The 20,104-nt window shown below is 64.5% G+C and carries 15 protein-coding genes; 2 read left to right on the top strand and 13 right to left on the bottom strand.

What is annotated here, in order from left to right:
- Nucleotides 1-59 precede the first annotated feature (59 nt).
- Complete coding sequence (dtd, locus tag BM031_RS09330) at nt 60-518, bottom strand: D-aminoacyl-tRNA deacylase (RefSeq protein WP_091874128.1); 459 nt, start codon at nt 516-518, stop codon at nt 60-62.
- The gene (gene tyrS / locus BM031_RS09325; protein WP_091874126.1) at nt 515-1,780 is read right to left on the bottom strand and encodes a tyrosine--tRNA ligase; all 1,266 of its coding nucleotides are present in this window, start codon (nt 1,778-1,780) and stop codon (nt 515-517) included. Before tyrS ends, dtd begins: the two co-directional genes overlap by 4 nt.
- Before the next feature lie 149 nt (nt 1,781-1,929).
- Between tyrS and BM031_RS09320 the strand changes: the two genes are divergently transcribed.
- Nucleotides 1,930-3,294 (top strand): M23 family metallopeptidase, encoded by a 1,365-nt coding sequence (locus BM031_RS09320; protein ID WP_091874125.1) that lies wholly within the window; start codon nt 1,930-1,932, stop codon nt 3,292-3,294.
- Nucleotides 3,295-3,381: 87 nt separating this feature from the next.
- Here BM031_RS09320 and BM031_RS25475 read toward each other — a convergent pair whose 3' ends face one another.
- The 6 genes from BM031_RS25475 to BM031_RS09295 form a co-directional block, all read right to left on the bottom strand.
- A complete protein-coding gene (locus tag BM031_RS25475) occupies nt 3,382-3,549 on the bottom strand; it encodes a hypothetical protein (protein ID WP_177207696.1) in 168 nt (55 codons plus the stop codon).
- Nucleotides 3,550-3,683: 134 nt separating this feature from the next.
- Entirely contained in the window at nt 3,684-5,309 is a 1,626-nt protein-coding gene (locus tag BM031_RS09315) for a di-heme oxidoredictase family protein (protein WP_091874123.1), read from the bottom strand.
- The gene (locus BM031_RS09310; protein WP_177207695.1) at nt 5,306-8,938 is read right to left on the bottom strand and encodes an NIDO-like domain-containing protein; all 3,633 of its coding nucleotides are present in this window, start codon (nt 8,936-8,938) and stop codon (nt 5,306-5,308) included. Before BM031_RS09310 ends, BM031_RS09315 begins: the two co-directional genes overlap by 4 nt.
- A 77-nt stretch (nt 8,939-9,015) precedes the next feature.
- Entirely contained in the window at nt 9,016-10,230 is a 1,215-nt protein-coding gene (locus BM031_RS09305) for a hypothetical protein (protein ID WP_091874119.1), read from the bottom strand.
- Nucleotides 10,230-13,814: a choice-of-anchor X domain-containing protein gene (locus tag BM031_RS09300; protein ID WP_143084543.1), complete on the bottom strand. Its 3,585-nt coding sequence runs from the start codon at nt 13,812-13,814 to the stop codon at nt 10,230-10,232. Before BM031_RS09300 ends, BM031_RS09305 begins: the two co-directional genes overlap by 1 nt.
- A gap of 100 nt (nt 13,815-13,914) precedes the next feature.
- The gene (locus tag BM031_RS09295) at nt 13,915-14,535 is read right to left on the bottom strand and encodes a PEP-CTERM sorting domain-containing protein (protein WP_091874115.1); all 621 of its coding nucleotides are present in this window, start codon (nt 14,533-14,535) and stop codon (nt 13,915-13,917) included.
- Nucleotides 14,536-14,838: 303 nt separating this feature from the next.
- Between BM031_RS09295 and BM031_RS09290 the strand changes: the two genes are divergently transcribed.
- Nucleotides 14,839-15,936 (top strand): anhydro-N-acetylmuramic acid kinase, encoded by a 1,098-nt coding sequence (locus BM031_RS09290; RefSeq protein ID WP_091874114.1) that lies wholly within the window; start codon nt 14,839-14,841, stop codon nt 15,934-15,936.
- An 81-nt stretch (nt 15,937-16,017) separates the two neighbouring features.
- Here BM031_RS09290 and erpA read toward each other — a convergent pair whose 3' ends face one another.
- From erpA to BM031_RS09265, 5 genes are all read right to left on the bottom strand, one after another.
- Entirely contained in the window at nt 16,018-16,386 is a 369-nt protein-coding gene (gene erpA, locus BM031_RS09285; protein ID WP_091874112.1) for an iron-sulfur cluster insertion protein ErpA, read from the bottom strand.
- A 62-nt stretch (nt 16,387-16,448) separates the two neighbouring features.
- Nucleotides 16,449-16,850: a bactofilin family protein gene (locus BM031_RS09280; protein ID WP_091874110.1), complete on the bottom strand. Its 402-nt coding sequence runs from the start codon at nt 16,848-16,850 to the stop codon at nt 16,449-16,451.
- 189 nt (nt 16,851-17,039) lie between these two features.
- A complete protein-coding gene (gene argC, locus BM031_RS09275) occupies nt 17,040-18,077 on the bottom strand; it encodes an N-acetyl-gamma-glutamyl-phosphate reductase (protein WP_091874286.1) in 1,038 nt (345 codons plus the stop codon).
- Nucleotides 18,078-18,433: 356 nt separating this feature from the next.
- Entirely contained in the window at nt 18,434-19,168 is a 735-nt protein-coding gene (locus tag BM031_RS09270) for a hypothetical protein (protein ID WP_091874109.1), read from the bottom strand.
- A 14-nt stretch (nt 19,169-19,182) separates the two neighbouring features.
- Entirely contained in the window at nt 19,183-19,929 is a 747-nt protein-coding gene (locus BM031_RS09265; RefSeq protein WP_091874107.1) for a helix-turn-helix domain-containing protein, read from the bottom strand.
- Nucleotides 19,930-20,104 lie beyond the last annotated feature (175 nt).

Below are 20,104 nucleotides of genomic sequence, written 5' to 3'. Positions count from 1 at the left end.
CGGCCTCCCTGCCACCTACTGCTATTGACCTGCGGCGGCGGCACGGGTTTCAGCCTCGATTAGCGCGGGACACCGACGGGATCAACCCGAAGCCAGAATGTCACGGGACCATCGTTAACGAGCGCCACTTTCATGTCCGCGCCGAAACTGCCGGTCTCGACAATGCGATGGCGTTCGCGGGCTTGTCGCACGACATGATCGAACAGGCGGCGGCCGTCTTCGGGCGCGGCGGCCGGCGAAAACGACGGGCGGGTGCCCGATTTGGTATCGGCCGCCAGGGTGAACTGCGGCACCAGCAGCAGGCCGCCGGCCGTGTCCGTGATGCTGCGGTTCATCTTGCCGGCCTCGTCCGAAAAAACCCGGTAGCCCAGCAGCTTGGCCAGCAACGCGTCGGCTTCGCGCTCGGTATCGCCTTTTTCGGCGCAGACCAGCACCATCAAGCCGGCCCCAATCGCGCCAACGACCTCGCCTTCGACGCGGACACTGGCCTCGCTGACCCGTTGCAGCAGCCCGATCATGCGCCGAGCGTGACGCGGGCGAACTTGCGCTTGCCCACTTGCATGACGAAGGTGCCAGCTTGTAGCTGCAGGCCCTTGTCGCTGACCACGGCGCCATCGATGCGCACGCCGCCCTGGTCGACCATGCGCATGGCTTCCGAGGTGGACGCGCACAGGTTCGCCTGTTTCAGCAGCTGGGCTACGCCCAGCGGCGCGCCGGACAAGGCCACTTCCGGCACCTCGTCCGGGATCCCGCCCTTGGAGCGGTTGACGAAATCGGCCAGCGCATCGTCGGCAGCCTGGGCCGAGTGGAAACGGGCGACGATTTCCTTGCCCAGTGCCACTTTTGCATCGCGCGGGTTGGCGCCACCGGCCACTGCCGCCCTCAATTGTTCGATGTCGGCGATCGAGCGGAAGGACAGCAAATTAAAATACTTCCACATCATATCGTCCGAAATGCTCATCAGCTTGCCGAACATGGTGTTCGGGGCTTCGGTGATGCCAATATAGTTATTCTTGGACTTCGACATCTTCTCGACACCGTCCAGGCCCTCGAGCAGGGGCATGGTCAGGATACACTGCGGCTCTTGCCCGTAATCTTTTTGTAGCTCGCGGCCCACCAGGAGGTTGAATTTCTGGTCGGTGCCCCCAAGTTCGAGATCCGCCTTTAAAGCGACCGAGTCGTAGCCCTGCATCAAAGGGTAAAGGAACTCATGCACCGCAATCGGTGTCCCACTCTTGTAGCGTTTGGTGAAGTCATCACGCTCCATCATCCGGGCCACGGTGTAGCGCGAAGCAAGCTGAATCATGCCGCGCGCACCCAGCGGGTCGCACCACTCCGAGTTGTAACGGATTTCCGTGCGCGCCGCATCCAGCACCAGTGAAGCCTGGCGGAAATAAGTATTCGCGTTGTCTTCCACCTGCTCGCGCGTCAGCGGCGGACGGGTTGCATTGCGGCCAGACGGGTCGCCAATCATCGAAGTGAAGTCGCCAATCAGGAAAATCACCTGGTGGCCCAGGTCTTGCAATTGACGCATCTTGTTGAGCACCACCGTATGGCCCAGGTGCAGGTCGGGCGCGGTCGGGTCCAGGCCCAGCTTGATGCGCAGTGGCGTGCCGGTGTGCTCGGAACGCGACAGTTTTTTGGCGAAATCGCTCTCGACCAGCAGTTCATCGGCACCGCGCTTGGCGATGGCCAGCGCCTCGAGCACCTTGTCCGTCAACGGCAGTGGGGCGGATGAGTTTACCGGGGCGCCGTCACCGGACGAAACAATTGAAGTCATAAAATTCGTGTAGGAAAATAGCCAAAGCGGTTGTAGGACCACTTCTTTTGATATAATGCCCGATCCGGTTCTAGTTGCCTGCAGATAACTTTGCAAGGTGATAAGAAGCTGGGGTCCTGATAGTTCAGCCGCAAATTTTAACTGATTGCATGAATCCTATACAGAAAATCACCCGTCATAGCCTGCTCCAGCTGGTGCCATCAACCCGCAAGGCGCGCATTGTCAGCGCCGGCGCTGTGTTCATGAGCATGTGCGCCTTTGGCGCCATCGGCGTGGCACCGATCGCAAATGACCCGGCAGACCTGCCGGTCACTTCGGTCGAGCAAAATCTGGAACTGCCAAACCTGGCCGACCAGATTGCCGCCCTTCAGCAAGACGAGCAGCAGTTCATCCGCGAGGAGCGCATTCGCCCAGGCGATTCGCTCGGCTCCCTCTTCAACCGCCTTGGCGTCGACGACGCCGATGCTCAAAAGTTCGTCCGTACCGATAAAACCGCCCGCCGCCTGCTGTCGCTCAAGAACGGCAAGCGCGTCCAGGCCGAAACCGATGAAAATGGCCTGCTGCTGTCGATGCGCGCCACCATCGTCGACGGCAAGGGTGGCGATGCACGCCAGGTCTCGGTCGAGCGCAAGGGCGACAAGTTCGTCTCCCTCGATACCCCGGCCAAGCTGGAACGCCGCGTCGAGATGCGTTCGCGCGACATCCAGAGCTCGCTCTATTCGGCGACCGACTCCAACATCGACGGCGGCAGCATGCCTGATTCGGTGGTGGGGCAGATCATCGAGATGTTCTCGACCAACATCGACTTCCGCTCGGACATCAAGCGCGGCGACCGTTTCAGCGTCGTGTACGAAACCTACTGGCTGGACGGCGAACTGGTGAAAACCGGCCGCATCCTGGCGGGCGAGTTCGTCAACCGCGGCGTGAGCTACCAGTCGGTCTGGTACGAAGACCCGCTCACCAAGCAGGGCGGCTACTACAGCCTGGACGGCAAGGCGCTGAAAAAGGCCTTCCTCAAGTCGCCACTGGAATTCTCGCGCATTTCGTCGGGCTTCTCGATGCGCGTGCACCCGCTGTCGGGCAAGTGGAAGGCGCACAAGGGCGTCGACTACGCGGCCACCTCGGGCACCCCGATCCGCGCAGCTGCCGACGGCACCGTCGATTTCGCCGGCAACAGCGGCGGCTACGGCAACCAGGTGGTCCTGAAGCACTGGTCGAACTACAGCACCGCCTATGCCCACATGAGCCGTTTCGCTCCAGGCGTGCGCAAGGGCAGCAAGGTCAGCCAGGGCCAGGTCATCGGCTACGTCGGCTCGACCGGCTGGTCGACCGGCCCTCACCTGCACTATGAATTCCGCGTTGCAGGCGACGCCAAGGATCCGAACAAGTTCAAGTCGCTGGCCCAGCAACCGCTGAGCCAGGCCGAACTGTCGCGCTTCCGCATGGCAGCTGCCGAGATGAACCACCGCTTCTCGCTGCTGGCACCGAGCGGCAACGCCATGGCTGCCCGCTAAGCAGGCTTCCCTATATAAAACGCCCCGCGGCAAGCAATTGCCGCGGGGCGTTTTGTTTTTGGGGCGCGCTGGCGCGACGCGGCGTGTTCAGCAATCCTGCAGCTCCTGTTCGCGGGCCCGGAATGCCAGCGCCGCATAGGCCGTGGCCAGCGCGCCGAGTCCACCGCCGAGTCCGAGGTGGTGTGCCATCAAAAAACCGGCGCTGCTGATGCCAAAGGCAATCGCGGCGAATGCGAAGTGCTTCGATTTTTTCATTATGTGTCCTGAAAAGCAGGCGCGTGCGCATGGTCGGGAATACGGCAAAACCAGTCTAGCACCCGGCTGCATCAAAAAATTCACACATTGCCACAAGACAGAAAGATGTACGTACAGCGCGCTTGACCGTGCCATCAGTCTGCGCCACCCTTCCCGGCGACGGTCTTTTCACCCCAGCGCTTCGGGCGGAAATGTTCATCGACCACCAGCGCGGGCGTACCAGGCGGAAGCACTTGCAGCGATTTGAGGAATTCGATCAGGGCATCCTGGTCGCCTTTGGGCGCGGCCTGAAAAGCCTTGCGCGACGCCAGCGCTTCACCCGCATGCCCCAGCACGGCCTGGCGCATGGTGGAGAACATGCCGTGATGGAAATACGGACCAGAGTTGGCGATTCCCCACAGGCGGCGTGTCAGGAAGCGCTTATTGCCGGCTGGGAACTTCGCCGCCCACACCGGCCAGTTCATGTCGAGCGCCTCGGCCGGCATGTCGTCGGCTTCGCCGGACACGTCGTGCAGCTTGAAGTCGGTATAGGCGGGAATCATCATCACGTCGTCGCGCGCGTCGCGCGGCGCCAAGCGCGGCAAGGGCAGGCTGCGGTCGTTCAGGTCCACCCGCAGGGTGCGCGTATCGCCGGTCCGCAGGTTGCCCATCGGGTTGAACGGTCCAGGTTCGGTGAAGGTCCAGCCCTGGCGGCTCAGGGGCAGTTCCGGCACATGGCAGGTGGCGCACTGCATCTTGTTGAACATCTGCTGGCCGCGCAGGATGGCGCGCTCCACCACCGGGTCGTTCGGAATGACCTGTCCCGGGACTGCCATGACCGCCTGGAACACCGTCGCCGCTGTCACGTCGGCACGCGTCATTTCATTGCTGTAGCCGTCGCCATCCGGGTCGACGTTGGCGCCGAAGCGCTCGATCGCCTGGATGCCGTGGTGGTGGTGATAGGAAGTATTGGTGAAGTCGCGCAGGGACACCGAGTTGCCGGCCTGGTGCCATGGCCGCACGATCAGGCTGGGCGGGTCGAGCGGCGTGGCGGTGATCAGGCTCTGGCGTGGGATGCCGGTCACTTCGCGCACGTCCCACAAGCCGTCCTCGCGCCGGGTGATGCGCCCGAAGTCGATGCCCTTGGCCAGCAGCACGCGGGTCTCGCCGCGCCGCATCCCGTCGCGGATGCGCTGCAGGTCCATGGTGATCTCGCGCGCCAGCATTTCGATGTAGCCCGCGCCGAACATGCCCGGCGTGTGGCGCGAATTACCGATGCTGGTCAGGGTCACCGGCTTGCCGCGCTCGTCGACCGCGCCCCGGGTCGGCACCATGTCGGCGCGTTCGAAGGTGGCGAAATCGAAGCGCTGGCCCTGCACGAACACATTGGCGACGAAATCGCCGCTGCCCCCGGCCACCCCATAGGGCTGGCTGTGGCAACCCATGCAGGAATTGGCGTCCGGACCCGAGATGCGGTTGAACGAACGGGCGCCTTTCAGGGGCGTCGCGATGTCCGACAGCGTACGTCCGTTGCCTTTGGCGAGGGGCCGCCCTCCTCCCTCGCTGACGGTCCAGTTGGCCGAAAACACCTTGCGTCCATGTTCGACCAGCTCGGCCAGCGGGATCACGAATTCCTGGTCGTCTGCCAGGTGCCGGTTCAGCCCGAACTCATCGCCTACGCCCATCTTCTGCAGCGATGCGTCGACCTGGGCCAGCGCCCAGCCCGCGACGCCCAGGGCCATTGCACCGGCGACGGCGCTCCATGCAAGCCTGCGTGTCATTTCTTCCCTCCCGATTTTGGCTGCAGCTGCGGTGCGCGCAGTTCGATATTGAGCAGGTCCGCGCTGCTGCCGCCGCGCGTGATGCCCGCTCCCCTCCCGATCAGCTGGCCGTCGCGCCAGACCTCGACCGTGACGCCGCCGGCCGGAACGCCCGCCAGGCTGAAGCGGCCCTGGCCGTCGGTATTGGCCATGCCCAGGTAGTGTGGATTGCCCGACGAACGGACCCTGACCTCGGCGTTCGCCATGCCCGCCTGGCCGTCGCTGCCGCTGGCCTGCTGCACGCTGGCGCTGCGCAGCTGGGCCGGCGCGCTCATCGCCTGCAGCGGGCCCGCGCCGACCACCGTGGCCGCCGGCGCCGCCACCGGCGGCAGGATGGTGCGAACCTGGTAGCCGCCGCCAGAAGCTGGCGTGAACAGGATGAATGCCCCGTCCAGGTCGAACGGACTGCCGCCGGTGAAGTATTCGTATACCGCCTGGGCCGGCGCGACCGCCAGCACCGGGGTGGCGCTGAAGTCGACCTGCTGGAAGGGCGAGCCTGGCCCCGGGCTCAGGCCGGTGATCGAACCCGTATTGAGCGCGGTGATGCCCTTGTAGGCAAACGCGATGCGGCCATCCCGGAACAGCTGGATCTGCAAGGTGTTGCTGCCCCCGAAGGAAAAATGCGCCGTGCGGTCGTAGGTGACGATGAAACGGTCGGGCAGGCTGTCGTTGATGAACACGCCGCCACCGCCAATCAGGTCGTCGAAGAAGGCCGAGATGCGCTTGCGGTTGTTGAAGGCATTGACGTTTTCGGTGAAGGTGGTGTCGCCCGACACGAAGGTAATGTAGCCATTGGTGCCGATCCAGGCGCTGGCGTGGTTTTCGCCGTAGAACGGGAAGCTGAACGGCAGGTTGCGCTGGACAGCGCAGTCGTCGCAGGCGGTCCAGAAGCTGCCGTAGTCCGTTTCGAAGCGCACCTCGATCACGGTGATGGTCCCGGCCTGGGTTTCGCCACCTGGCACCGGCGCCACCGCCGCCGACGTGCCGTTGCGCGCGCCCCCGCCCGGCGGCGTGTACTGGGCCTGCACCACCAGGTTGCCCAGCACGGTCGGCACGCCGACGATCTGGAAGCGGCCGGCATCGTCGGTCGTGGCCGAGCGGCCGCCGGCCGCGGTAACGAGCGCGCCGGCCAGCGCTGCGCCATTGCCATCGACCACCATCCCGACCACCGTGGTGAGCGGATCGGGAACCACCGACACCGACACCGTGGCGGCGCTGCCTTCATTGCCGCCCAGGTCGCGCGCCACAGCCCCCAGCGCCAGCGAGCTGACGCCGGACGGCACCGTGAACGTGTACTGGTAGGGGGCGACGGTGCTGGTGAACACGCCCTGGCCATCGACCGTGAAGCGGACCGATGCCACCGCCACGTCGTCGACCGCGTCCACCGCGACGGTCAGCGGCGCGCCCTCGAACACCTGGTTGCCATCCACCGGCAGCGTGATGGCCGCGGTCGGCGCCACGCCGGCCAGGTCGGCGCGCGGCTGGTACTGGCCGATGTACAGGCGGCTGTTGCCGCTGCTGCCGCCACGCTGCAGGCCGGTCCAGTCGGCAGCCAGGTAGATGTAGCCCTCGTCGGCGGCGATTCCCATGCCGTTGTCGTCGCGGGCGGGGAAGCTCAACACCGCACGCGGCTGCAAGGCCGCGGGGTTGGTGATGTCGACGATCGGTACGCCATTGACGAACAGCACGTCGGCGCCCAGCGCGAAGTTACCCTGCAAGACCACGTTGTTCAGCAGGCCGCCCAGCGACTGCTGGGTGCGCGACAGGATGGCGGGGCTGGCCAGGCTGGCGATGTCGACCGCGGTCATGCTGTTGACGTAGTCGGCCACGATCGCGGTATTGCCGCGCAGTGCGACGCCGCGTGCATCGCCAGTGGAGGCGGTCCCCCGCAACAGGGGCGCCGACAGGTTGCTAACGTCCACCAGCTTCAGTCCGGCGCTGCCGGCCGCCACCGCAGCCAGGTTGCGGGTCGGGTCAAGGTCGAGGTTCCATGCGGTGCCGCCCAGGTTGACCGAGCCGGCCAGGATCATCGCACCCGGGTTCGCCACGCTGACGATATAGAGGCTGGAGCCTGCGGCGACATAGGCGGTGGTACCGCGCACCTTGACGCCCATCGCGTTACCGGTGCCGGCGAAGGTACCGAGCAGGCGCGGCGCGGTGGGCGCGGATACGTCCACTACTTTCAGGCCGCCACTGGTGGCCAGGTAAGCGATATTCCCGGCCAGCGTGATGTCGTTGGCATTTGCGCCCAGGTTCAACGCAGCGACGACCGCCGGCGAGCGCCTGTCGCTGCTCAGCCTGACCACCTGCATGCCGGTACTGCCGGAGGCCACGAAGGCGTAGTCGCTGTTGACCGCCACGCCGTTGGCATAACCGGGAATGGCGACGAAGGACAACTGGGTCGGGGCGAAATCCTGCACCGTGCCGGCCACCGACGCGCGCTTGCCATTATTGGATACCGTGATCAGGCAAACCCCGGCCTGGCTCGCATACACGCGGCCATCCGGTGCACCAAAGTTACACGAGGCCAGGTTGTCGCTGGCATAGGTGGTCTGGCGCTGGGCGCCGGTCAGGTTGATTTCCTGGCCGTCGACCAGGGTACCGGTGACGGTCAGCTGCACGCTGGCGGTGCCGGTCAGCGCATTGACGATCAGCGTGAAATTGCCCGGGGTGACGCGCAGGAACACCAGCGCCGCCGCCAGGTTGAAGCTGGCCGGATTGCCAGGATCGCTGCCGGTCGCGATCTCGGTGCCGTCGCGGATCCCGTCGCCATCGGTATCGGCCAACATCGGATTACTGCAGGGCCCGCGCGTGCAGCGCGCTTCTTCGCCGTCGCTCAAGCCGTCGCCGTCGCTGTCGGCATTGCGCGGGTCGGTCCCGGCCAGGAATTCGTCGCGCGCGGTCAGTCCGTCGTGGTCGCTGTCGAGCAGCGCATCGGCCGGGTTCGACGGGTCCATGCCGAGCCGCAGCTCGTCGTCGTCGGAGATGCCGTCGTTGTCACTGTCGGCACCGGTGAGCGCGACGCGCAACTGCGCGATGCCCTGGGTTCCCTCGTTGATGGCCTGGACCACCACGGTGCCGCTGCGCAGCGCCGTGACCACGCCCGCCGGCGTGATGGTAGCGATAGCGGGGTTGCTGACGCTGTAGCTGGTGCCGGTGGCGCTGACGTCGACCTGCGCCGGGCTGCCGGTGAAGGTGGCCAGCGCCTGCACCTGGGTGGTGGCGCCGGCCGTGGTCAGCACCGGGGTCGGGACGCTGACCCGCAGCGAGGTCGGGATCCGGGTGGTCGGGCCCAGCACGATCGGCGGCAGCGTGACCGAGCCGTTGGTCGGGATCGTGAAGGGCGCCGACTCACCGTAAGTCGTGACCCCGGCTTCCACGCAGGTGGCGCGGGCGCGCAGGCTGCCGAAGTTGGCGGGGATATTCGGCAGCACCCAGGTGCCGTCGGGCTTGGCCTGGACGTTGCGGTTGAGGACGCTGACGACGCAGTTTTCGTTGAGCTGGGCGTGGGCTGGCGCGCTGGTAGCCGCAACGCCTGACAGGGTCACGGCCAGCGCCATCCTGACGAGCCTGTTGTAGAGTGATTTCATGTCAAGTGCCCCTTGATTGACTGCCATGTCCACGTTAAAACCAGGGAATGCCCACTGCCTGGAGAGTGCGCGTGCGCTTACTTTGTCTTTGCCAAGGCATTAACGATGGTCGGGGCAACGACTTGCCTTATAAACAATTCACGGCTTTTCAGGAAATCCGAGAGAAAATCCTCGGCGTAAAAATTGGCCAATTTTGGCGCCTGTTCCGGCGTGGTCAGTACATATTCGATCCGATATTGCAATGCAGCCAGTGCGGCACCAGCTTCAGCACCGGTCAATTCACCACGACTGATCGATGCAGCGATTTCGCGATAGCGTTGTGCCTGCTGGTTTTCCAGATAAAAAATCACGCGTACTGGATCGGCGAACAATTGATATGCGACTTGTCGGTCTTCCAAGCTCTTGCGGAACGCTTCGGCCTCGGCAGGAGTACGACCGTTCCACCATTTGTTGAATTTCACTTGGCCGGGCAAGGTCAACACCGCAGCAAAAGCCGCAGCATCACCCGCCTTCAGGCGGGCATAGGCTGTATCAAACAGGGTCAGTAAGGGGTCGGTGCGCTGAGGCCGGGAAAGCGCATTGACGCTGGCGGTGACTGCAACCCCATGCACCCGCACCGCCAAGTCCATGCCCGCAGCGGCGGCCATCGGCAGCTTCAGCGCTACCTCAGTCATGTCGGCCGCAAGCGCAGGCGAGCGAGGCTTCACGGCACCATTTGCAAGTACCTGGAATGCCGAACGCAACAAGCGCCCTACCATCGTGACTGAGCTGGCATCATTCCGCGCTGCTTCGGTGGAAGGCTGAACGGTGAACTGGCGAACGTACGGGCCACGAGGAGTATCAACCTGCCAGTAAAACAAGGAATGTCCGCCAAGGCATACTTTAGCCAACACACTTACTGTCTGCAAATTCAAGGACTTGCTCCACAAGTCCAGGAAAGCGGCTGGCTGGCCGGACTCCTCAAGCTCGGCCAAGCGCCCGCCGTGCGCAGCCAAGGCGGCGAGATCGCGCCTGCGCAAGGCATCCATGACACCGGCGAACACGATATCGTCGGAGGCTTTGGCAGCGGTACGGAAGCGTTCAAACGGCTGGTCAAAGGTGACACTCGAAACACGTAAGTCGCCGGACATTTGCATAGGGACCATGTCGACATCTCCCACCAGCGGTAGCGCGCGCATGTTGGTGGAGGGACATGCTGCGATCGCACCAAATGGGGCGAGGCAGACTCCAAGCAAGGTCAGGGTCCCGATATGGCGCAGGCCGGACTCAAAAGTAGTAATAAGATTTAGCATTAGAATATCCCACCCGCATAGACTTCGACACTGAACCTGTATCCGGCTGATCCTGGGATGCCAAGCTGGAAATGGGAAAATGCTTCGATCTTGCCCAGCGTGACTGACCCCTTGAAACCATCAGTACATTTGCTTTCGTTGTAAGACACGCCTGACCTGAAATTGACATCAAAACCCAGCGGCGTGAAGGTGATCCCGGCGCAATGCTGGTCCGTCCACAGTGTCACCTCGCAGGCGATTGCTTCAAGCGTCGCCTTTGGCGTCACGGTGATTCCAGCATTGATCGCGCCGAAGAAGCAGTTATCTCCGGCGCAGGCATCAGCGCGCTGTCCTGCAGACGCGGCGAGTACAGCATTGTTGTCAACTTTGACGCCGACCTGGACATCTACAGTAATTTCGACGATCTTAAAGTCCATTTTGCGGTGGATGTTCGGCGGCCCCCAAATCGTCAAGCCTCTCATTTCGATGTTAATGGCCCCCTCCCCCTGGGTCTCGGACATGCCGTCTTTCTGTACATTGCCGGTGGTAGGGTTACAGCAGTCCTTCGTCCTGCGAGAAGCGGTGAACGTAGATGTCTTGATCGCGACAGCGCCCATGCCGAGAGCGTTGAATCCAGCCTGGATTTTGTCCGTGATCCCGCGCAGCCCCGCCGTAGAATCGAAGGTGACCGAGTGAGTCGGCCCCCATTCTTTTGGCGCTTTTTCAGTCGGCACCCCGTTCTTGCACATCATGCATTTGTCGGTAGGCTGTTCGCTGTCCTTGAACCGGTTGGCGATTGCGCCGCCGCTGCAGAACTGTTCCTTACAATCTCCTGTCGACTCCTGCTGCGGGACCATCGAATTGTCGGCCACGCAACTGGCGCCCTCACATTTCTTGCAAGTCGGGCAGGTCCCCGCCGACCCCGTCGTATTCGGATTCCCCCCGCAATGCCACCCCGCCTTGATCACGCCCGATCCAAGGTCCGACGTAATGGTCGACCCATCCGCACTGACCGTCGCGCTGCCGATCGCCACGAAGCTGGCCAGGTCATGGTCATAGGAATACATCTCGGTCACCGCACGCGGCGCCAGGCCGTCGACGTTGGGCATGGTCATGCGCGCCGCCGGGCTGAAATGGGTGCCGGCCGGCTGGATGGTGACGACGAAGCGCGGCTGCTGGCCGAAGCCCGGCGACATCGGGACCTTGTCGATATTGACCGGGGTGACCGACACGCAGCCGCTGCGCGAGCCGCCGGGGAAAGTGGCTGAACCGGGGGCGATGGTCAGGGCAAAGCCCGGCACCTCGGGAATGGTCACGGTGCCGCCGGTGGTCTCGTTGACGCACACGCGGTTGGCGGGGTTGACCTCGGGGAGGAAGATCGGCATCCCCACCGTGTTGTCGCGGCCGGAGACGGTGATCATGTCGAAGTCGAGCGTCGGCCAGACCCCGGCGCGCTGCGCGGTGCCGCCGTCGGCCATCAGCTTGAAGATCCCGACCGGGACCCCGGTCATGACAAACTGCCCCTGCGCATTGGTGCGCACGGCAGGCGCCATCTCTTGCGGGATGTTGCTGGCATTGCCCTGGTTGATCTGCAGCAGGCGCATCGTCACGCCCGGCAGCGGCTGGTTGCTGTTGTCGAGCACGACGCCACTGATGCGGGTCTCGTTCGCGGGCCCCGGCACCATCGCGGTGGCGCTGAATGCGGCCGCGGCGCCGGTATTGCCGGTGAAGCTGACCTCGACCACATTATTGTTCACGCCCGGCTCCGGCCCCAGGAACAGGTTGGTCGCCACCCGGCCATCGCTGTCGCTGGTTGCCTGCATTGTCGGGCTGCGCGCTGCGCCAAAGCCTCCGCCCCCGCCGATGACCTTGAACGTCACCGGGATGCCGCGCAGGCGGTTATTGCTGGCATCGGTCACGATGGCGATGAAGGGCAGCGGCAGGGCCTGGCCGACCACCCCATACTGGTTGTTGCCCGAGTCGACCACCACCAGCTGGGCGCCGCCGGGACTGCCGCTGGCAACGAAGTCGGCGGTGCTGGCCACGCCGGCCGCGCTGGCCTCGACCAGGTTGTTGCCGGCGCCGGCGCGGCTGCCCAGCTTGAAGTAAGCCTTCGCCTGCCCTTGCGCGTCGGTGTTCACCGCAATGGCGCTGGTGCCGGCGCCAGCCGCGCTGGCGGCACTCAGCGTGCCGTCGAGGCCGATCACGCGGAACACGATCGGCTTGTTCACTTCCGGTGCGCCCTGGTTGTTGGTCAGTTTCGCCACCAGGGGCGCAGGCAGTGCGCTGCCGACCCGCGCGGCCTGGTTGTTACCGGACAGGGCCGCCAGCGACAGCAGGCCGGGCGCGGCGCGGCTGACGCTGGCCGTGGTCGTGGCGCGGTTGCCGGCGCGGTCGGTGGCGACCGCCTGGATCGTGTTGGCGCCCACCGCCAGCGGCACGTCGCGCGCCATGAACGTCCGGTTCACCACCTCGGCCGCGATGCCGTTGACGGTGACCGTCGCCTGCTGCGGGTTGACGGTGCCGACCACGATGTCGTTCACCACGCCGGTCACGGTGACGGTGGCGGCGCCAGTACTGCCGCCGGCCGCCGGCGAATAGATCTCCACCTTGGGCGGGGTGGTGTCGAGCGTGACGAGGATGCTGGTGGTGCTGGTGCTGCCGTTGCTGTTGGCCGCCACCGCGGTGAGGATGTTCGGGCCTTCGTTGAGCGGTACCGACGCGGCGAAGCTCTTGTTGCTCAGCGGTGTGGCGATGCCATTGATCTTGACCTGGGCCGCGCTGTCGCCGACGTTGCCGTGCAGGGTCAGCACCGGCGTGTTCAGATAGGAGCCATTGCCCGGCGAGGTGATCGTGATGCCGGTCGCCGTGCCGGTGATGGCGATCGACAGCGGCGCCGAATAGACTGGCGACGAGGTGCCCGGGAAGGTCGCTGCTACCCGGTAGTGCACGGTGCCGGCCTGGTTTTCCAGCACGGTGGTGCGCAGGGTATAGGTCTTGTCGCCGGCGGCGCTGTCGCCCTCGGCGCCGTCGTCGTGCAGCTGGCCCAGCGTGGCCAGCACCGCGCCGTTGGCGTCGAGTTTTTGCAGCGCCACGCTGGAGGCGACCGTCGCGCCGTTGTCGATCTGCGCGGTGACGGTGGCGAGCAGGCCGACGCCGGCCGGCGTCGCGGCCGGCGCCAGCTGGACCGCGCCGATCACCGGCGTCTGGGCACTGGAGACGGTCAGCGCCAGCGGTCCGGCAAAGCTGCGTTTGAGCTCGCCCTTGAAGCCGGCCGAGACCTGGAACATCATCGTTCCCGGATCGGCCTGCTGCAGGGTGGTGCGCAGCGTATAGATCCTGTCGCCGGCCTGCGCGTCGCCCTGCGTGCCGTCGTCGCGCAGGTTGCCGACCACGGAGGCGATGCCGCCCGCCGCAGTGAGGCGCTGCACGTTGGCGGTCCCGGCGGTGTAATTGGGATCGGTAATACTGACGGTAAACGTGATCTCGCTCGCCGTGCGCGCCGGGATGCTGGCCGGGCTCATGGACGGCGCGCCGAGCGTGCCGGCGGCGGCCGTCCCGCATGCCAGCGCACCAATCAGACAGACGACAACGACCGACCTCATGCTGCGAAGGCTCGCCACTATGTTCATCATCGCCTCTCTAGTTGCGATTGAACTGCGCTGGAATGGGCACGCCTGCGCCCGGATCAGGAAGTAGGGGAATTCAGGATCGGCGCGGCCTGCGGCGGCGCGCCAGTGCGGCGCCGAGGGCGCCAGCCATCAGGGCGATGGTGGAGGGTTCGGGAATCGCGGCGCCGGCATCGACGACCAGGTCGTCCAGCACGAAGGAGCCGCCACCCAGCTCGGAACTGAAGGTGACCCGCGAAATCAGGCCGCCGACACTGGAGAATTGCAGGAATTCGTTGGGGCTGCTGCCGAAGTCGCCGCTGCCGTCGGCCAGGTTGATCGTGAAGGCCGAGGCTACCGTCCCCAGCAGGTTGCCATCGATGTCGTAGGCCGACAATGTCAGCCCATTCAGATAGGTGAAGTAGCCGCCGACGCTGAACACCGGACCGGAGAAGTCGATGCTGATCGGCCCGCCGTCGTCGAACACGACGCCGTCCAGCGAGCGCGGGGGAAACGCGGACTCGTTGAGCGACAGGCCTGCCTTGAGCACAGTGGCCTGGCTAAACTGCAGCCCGGCATACTGCCCGGTGACCGACACGCTGTCGCCGAGGTCATCGAAGCCGACCATGATCGGCGCCGCCAGGGCAGCCGTCGGCATGGCGACCGTGCACAGTGCCGTGACGATAAAACGGGCCAGCTTCTCTTTTCCGTTCGACATGTCTGCTCCCTGGTATTGGTAGAGTTATGCCGGAGCCAGAAGCAGTTTTCGTACCAGAGATGTAAATACATGATTCTTATACAGATTGAATTCCGAGAACATTACTACTGTAAAAATTACCGACAGTTACACGATGATGTTGAATTGCAGTGCGGATTCTAGAGTTGCATTTGGGCACGAAAGCGGCGTCCACAGCCTTTACTTTTCCCGGCAAACATTTAGTATGGAGCGCCGGCCGGAGCCCCGGCCTGCATCCTGCGGCTGCGGCGCGCATTGCGCCCGCCACTTACCAGTCAATAAGTCATGAGCGATACCTCTTCCCTGTACATCGGCCTGATGTCCGGCACCAGCCTCGACGGCGTGGACGGCGTGCTGGCCGATTTCGCCGATGGCGCCATCCGCAGCATCGCCGCCGCCTTCACGCCCTTCCCCGCCGGCCTGCGCAGCGAGCTGATGGCGCTGCAGGCCGCCAGCGAAAACGAGCTCGAGCGCGAGGCGCTGGCGGCCAACGGCCTGGCCCTGTGCTACGCGGAGTGCGTGCGCCAGCTGCTGCCCTCGGCCGGCGCGCCGGTGGCCGCGGTCGCCGTGCATGGCCAGACCATCCGCCACCGCCCGGAACTGGGCTTCACGCGCCAGACCAACAACCCCGCCCTGCTGGCCGAGCTGACCGGGGTGGACGTCATCGCCGACTTCCGCAGCCGCGACATCGCGGCCGGCGGCCAGGGCGCGCCGCTGGTGCCGGCCTTCCATGAAGCGGCCTTCGGCAAGCCCGGCACCGCGCGGGTCGTGGTGAATATCGGCGGCATCGGCAACATCAGCATGCTGCATGGCGACGGCCGCGTGACCGGCTTCGATACCGGCCCGGGCAATGTGCTGATGGACTTGTGGATCGGCCGCCATCTGGGCAAGCCCTACGATGAAGACGGCGCCTGGGCCGCGGGCGGCAGCGTCCACCAGCCGCTGCTGCAGGCCCTGCTGGACGAGCCCTACTTCCGCCAGCCGGCGCCCAAGAGCACCGGGCGCGACTTGTTCCATGACCAATGGTTAAACAGCAAGCTGGCGGACTTCGGCGACGTGGCGCCGCAGGACGTGATGGCCACGCTGACGCGCCTGACGGCCGTCACCATCGCCGATGCGATCCGCGCCGACAACGCGGCGGTGGACGCGATCTACGTGTGCGGCGGCGGCGCCTACAATGCGACCCTGCTGGGCGAGATCGGCACGGCACTGGGGGGCGTGAAAGTGGAATCGACGGCGGCGCTCGGCGTGGCGCCGAACCGGGTCGAGGCGCTGGCCTTCGCCTGGCTGGGTTATCGATTTGTCCAGCGTGAGCCGGGCAATTTGCCGGCGGTCACAGGCGCGCGCGGCCCGCGCATCCTCGGCGCGCTGTATCCGGCGTAAACCGGCGCCGCAAAAAGGAACGGCCCGGATCAACCGGGCCGTCGACTGCCCGGGCTAGCCGGGCGGCCTGGGGGAACTGGCTCAGGCGGAGAACGAGGAACCGCAGCCGCAGGTCGACTGGGCGTTCGGGTTCTTGATGACGAACTGGGCGCCTTCGAGGTCGTCCTTGTAGTCGATCTCGGCGCCGACCAGGTACTGGTAGCTCATCGAGTCGATCAGCAGCTGGACGCCGTTCTTTTCCATCGTGGTGTCGTCTTCGTTGACGATTTCGTCAAACGTGAAGCCGTACTGGAAGCCGGAGCAGCCGCCGCCCTGCACGAAGACGCGCAGCTTGAGGTCGGGATTGCCCTCTTCCTCGATCAGCTGTGCAACTTTCTCTGCGGCGCTGTCGGTGAAGTTGATCGGAACTGGGATCGTGTCGTGCTCTAGCACTTCGGCGACTGCGGTCATTGACTACTCCTGTTGAATTGCGCGAATTACGCTACATGCCCATTATAGACCGTTGGCGCAAGTCATGCTGCCGTTCCAGCCTCGACGTCGGCCAGATGAAACACCGGTTCGCCCGCTGCTTCGTGGGTCAGTTTCCCCGTCACCAGGGCGCCGCCGTGCATTTCGAGCAAACGGTAATGGACATCACCATGTATGCGGCCTTTCGGCTGTAATTCAAGCAGTTCTGACGAATATACCGATCCGGCGATATACCCGTTCACCACCAGGCTGGCGCAGCGCACTTCGCCTTCGATCCGCGCATGTTCCGACACGATCAGCATGCTGTCGGCGCCGTCGGCCGCCACCACGTTGCCGTGAACCTCGCCATCGATGCGCAGGCCGCCGGTAAAGCACAGGTCGCCCTCGATCCGGGCCGAGATACCGACCAGGCTGTCAATCTCGCTTTTTACTTGTCGACCGAACATGATCCACCTCTCCTGTAGGGCGCCGGCATCGTTGTGGCGGCGGTCGCCGCGACGCAGAATTCGACCTGTGCATTGGTCAATTTACCGTGCTCAACAAGAGCGGCCTTGATCTAGATCGGGTAGGACGGAGTGTTGCCAGAATGCAGCGAGAGGCAGCCGCGCGGAGGCCCCGCGCGGCTTGTAAGAATATTACGGCAGCAGCGCGATGTGCTTCAGGCCGGTGGCTTCGTCGAAGCCGAACATGAGGTTCATGCACTGCACGGCCTGGCCGGAAGCGCCCTTCACCAGGTTGTCCTGCACTACCAGGATGACGACGGTGTTGCCGCCTTCTGGACGGTGCAGCGCCAGGCGCAGCATGTTCGAGCCGCGGGTCGAGCGGGTTTCCGGGTGCGAGCCGAACGGCATGACGTCGACGAACGCGCTGTCCTTGTAGGCGTCCTCGAACAGGGCCTGCAGGGCCGCGTCGTCGATGTCCTTGGTCAGGCGCGCGTACAGGGTCGCGTGCATGCCGCGGATCATGGGCACCAGGTGCGGGGTGAAGATCAGGCCGACCTTCTGGTCGGTGTAGCGCGCCAGCTGGGCCGCGGTTTCCGGCGTGTGGCGGTGGCCGTGCACGCCGTAGGCCTTGAAGTTGTCGCTCGACTCCGAGAACAGCGTGCCGATCTCGGCCTTGCGGCCGGCGCCCGAGACACCCGACTTGGCGTCGGCGATCAGGCTGCCCGCGTCGATGATGCCGGCTTTTAGCAGCGGGTAGAAGCCCAGTTGCATCGTGGTCGGGTAGCAGCCCGGATTGGCGATCAGGCGCGCCTGTTTGATGTCGTCGCGGTTCAGTTCCGGCAGGCCGTATACGGCTTCCTCGATCAGCTCGGGGGCGGTGTGCGGGATCTTGTACCATTTCTCGAAGGTGGCCTGGTCCTTCAGGCGGAAGTCCGCCGCCAGGTCGATCACCTTGACGCCGGCCGCCAGCAGCGCCGGCGCTTGCGCCATGGCGACGCCGTGCGGGGTGGCGAAGAACACCACGTCGCACTGGGTCAGGTCGGCCTTGTCCGGGCTGGTGAAGGCCAGGTCGACGACGCCGCGCAGCGACGGGAACATGTCGGCCACCGGCAGGCCGTCTTCCTTGCGCGACGTGATCGCAGTCAGCTCCACGCCGGGGTGCACGGCCAACAGCCGCAGCAATTCCACGCCCGTGTATCCGGTTCCGCCAACGATGCCAACTTTGATCATGTTCTGTTCCTTAATGATGTGCAAAAGACCTTTCCAGGACGAGGCTGCATTTTAACAGCCATGAAAAATGCGTGCGTTTGGAGGGGGGTGGAATGAGGCGGGAATTGCAGGGGGTGCAAAGGAAATTTGCAGTTTTACCGCTGGATGCAAATATTGTTTGCACGCCTTCTGGTGCGCGTTACCGCGCCTTTCCCTCTCACCACTCCCCTATGCTCCGTCGTGCCGGCGAAGGCCGGCACCCAATTCTGTGTGAGCACCCACTACGCTCGCGTGCAGCGCTGCGCGACGACATTGGGTCCCGGCCTGCGCCGGGACGACGATGCTTCTGCTAACGATGGAACGGCTGCGGCAGCGACCTACTCCTTCGACCCCGGCGTAATCGACTTGCTCACCTTCCCCGTCTCATCGAGCATCTGGATCTCCGCCTTCCCATCCGCCGTCACCAGCAGCATCATGCGCGTGCGCCCCCTGGCATCTTTCAACTGCAGCGCCGAGCCCTTCGCGCCGGTATTGCCGAGCCAGATCCGGTTCTGGCTCAGGCGCCCCGCCTCCGCCAGTTTCTGCCGGTAAGCCCGCTGCTCCGCCTCCGGCAGCTTGCCGGCCTCTTCCCCGAAGCGCTCGATGTCTGCCATCGACGTCAGCGCGAAATGCGGCACGTCGTTGATCTTGATCCCCGTCATCTGGTAGGTGGCGCTGTCGTTGTTCATCAGCTGCAGCGCCTGGTCCTGCCTGAAGCGGTCGAAGGTCAGCGACAGCCCCGAATCGATCTTGCCGTCGGCGCCCACGCTTCCCTTCTGGATCAGCCCGCCATTCTCCGTCCCTTCTTCGTTGATGAACAACATGCCGGCGAACGCGCGCCGGTCCGGGCGCGCGCCCTCTTTCCCCTGCATGAAGTCACCCGGGAACTGGGCCTTGTTGGACAGGATGATGCGCTTGGTGCCATCCGGTTCGACGATATTGATGCGCCCGACGGTGATCTCGTCGAAGCTGGCGCGGCGGCCGGGATCGGCAGCGCCGCTCAAGGCCGCGATGGCGGCAAGCAGCGCGGCCATGGTGGTGGCGCCGGCGAGAAAGGTGCGAAGTTGCGACATGAAGTACTCCTCGATTAGCGAAGTTTGTGTTTGAGGCGGCGCAGGCGCCACTCGATGAACAGCCCGACAAAGCCCGACAGCAGCACGATCGCACCCAGGTATTGCAGGATGCGGTTGCCCGGCGCCTGCACGTGGGTGGTGCGCTGCAGGTCGAACTGGCGGTAGCCCTGGCCTTCCGGCGCCTGGTAGGTGGTCCCGCGGCTGTGTGGCGTTTCGACCGTGACAAGCCTGATCCGCTTGTCGCGGAACGCCGCGACCTGCTGTTCCATGTCCTGGGGCGTGATGAGCTTGGCGTCGCGCTGCCGGGTAAACCACCCGACATAGCTGTCGAGGATGTCCTGCGACTCGCCGGCGTACAGCACGCCCTGCGACACGTAGCGGTACAGCTTATTCGAGAAGAAGATGCCGTCGTTCGCCGCCAGCATCATGGCGAAGCCGAGGATCCAGGCCGCCGCCGATCCGAACAGCCAGCGCTTCGTGTGCTGAACCTGGGCCGCCACTTCGCCGTTTGAAAACTGCGTGACCTGCGGGATATGGCGCAGGATCGACGCCAGCACCTCGCGGTCGATGCCGGCCAGGAAGGCTGCCGCGTCCATCTCGAGCGCGGCCACGATGGTGCCGAACATCTCGCTTGAAGGCACCGATTTGTCGTTTTCCAGCTTCGAGAGGTAGGACTGGTCGATGCCCGCCATCGCCGCGAACTGCGGCTGGGTCAGGCCCTTGTCGGTCCTGATCTGCTTGAGTCTTTCGCCAAAATTCATAGCAACCTTTCCTGAACATCAATGGAATGGTCGTATTCTTGGCTATTCATGCAAGACTTGGAAGATGAATATCAGCGAATAAGCATGAATAATCCGGGCGCATAAAACAAAAAGCCGCCCGAGCTTGCGCTGGACGGCTTTCGCAGCAGCGGCGTGACGCCGCTGCCAGATGAAA

The sequence above is a fragment of the Massilia yuzhufengensis genome (assembly GCF_900112225.1).
In the GTDB taxonomy this organism is placed as follows: domain Bacteria; phylum Pseudomonadota; class Gammaproteobacteria; order Burkholderiales; family Burkholderiaceae_D; genus Telluria; species Telluria yuzhufengensis.
This window is presented reverse-complemented; position numbering and strand designations above follow the sequence as displayed.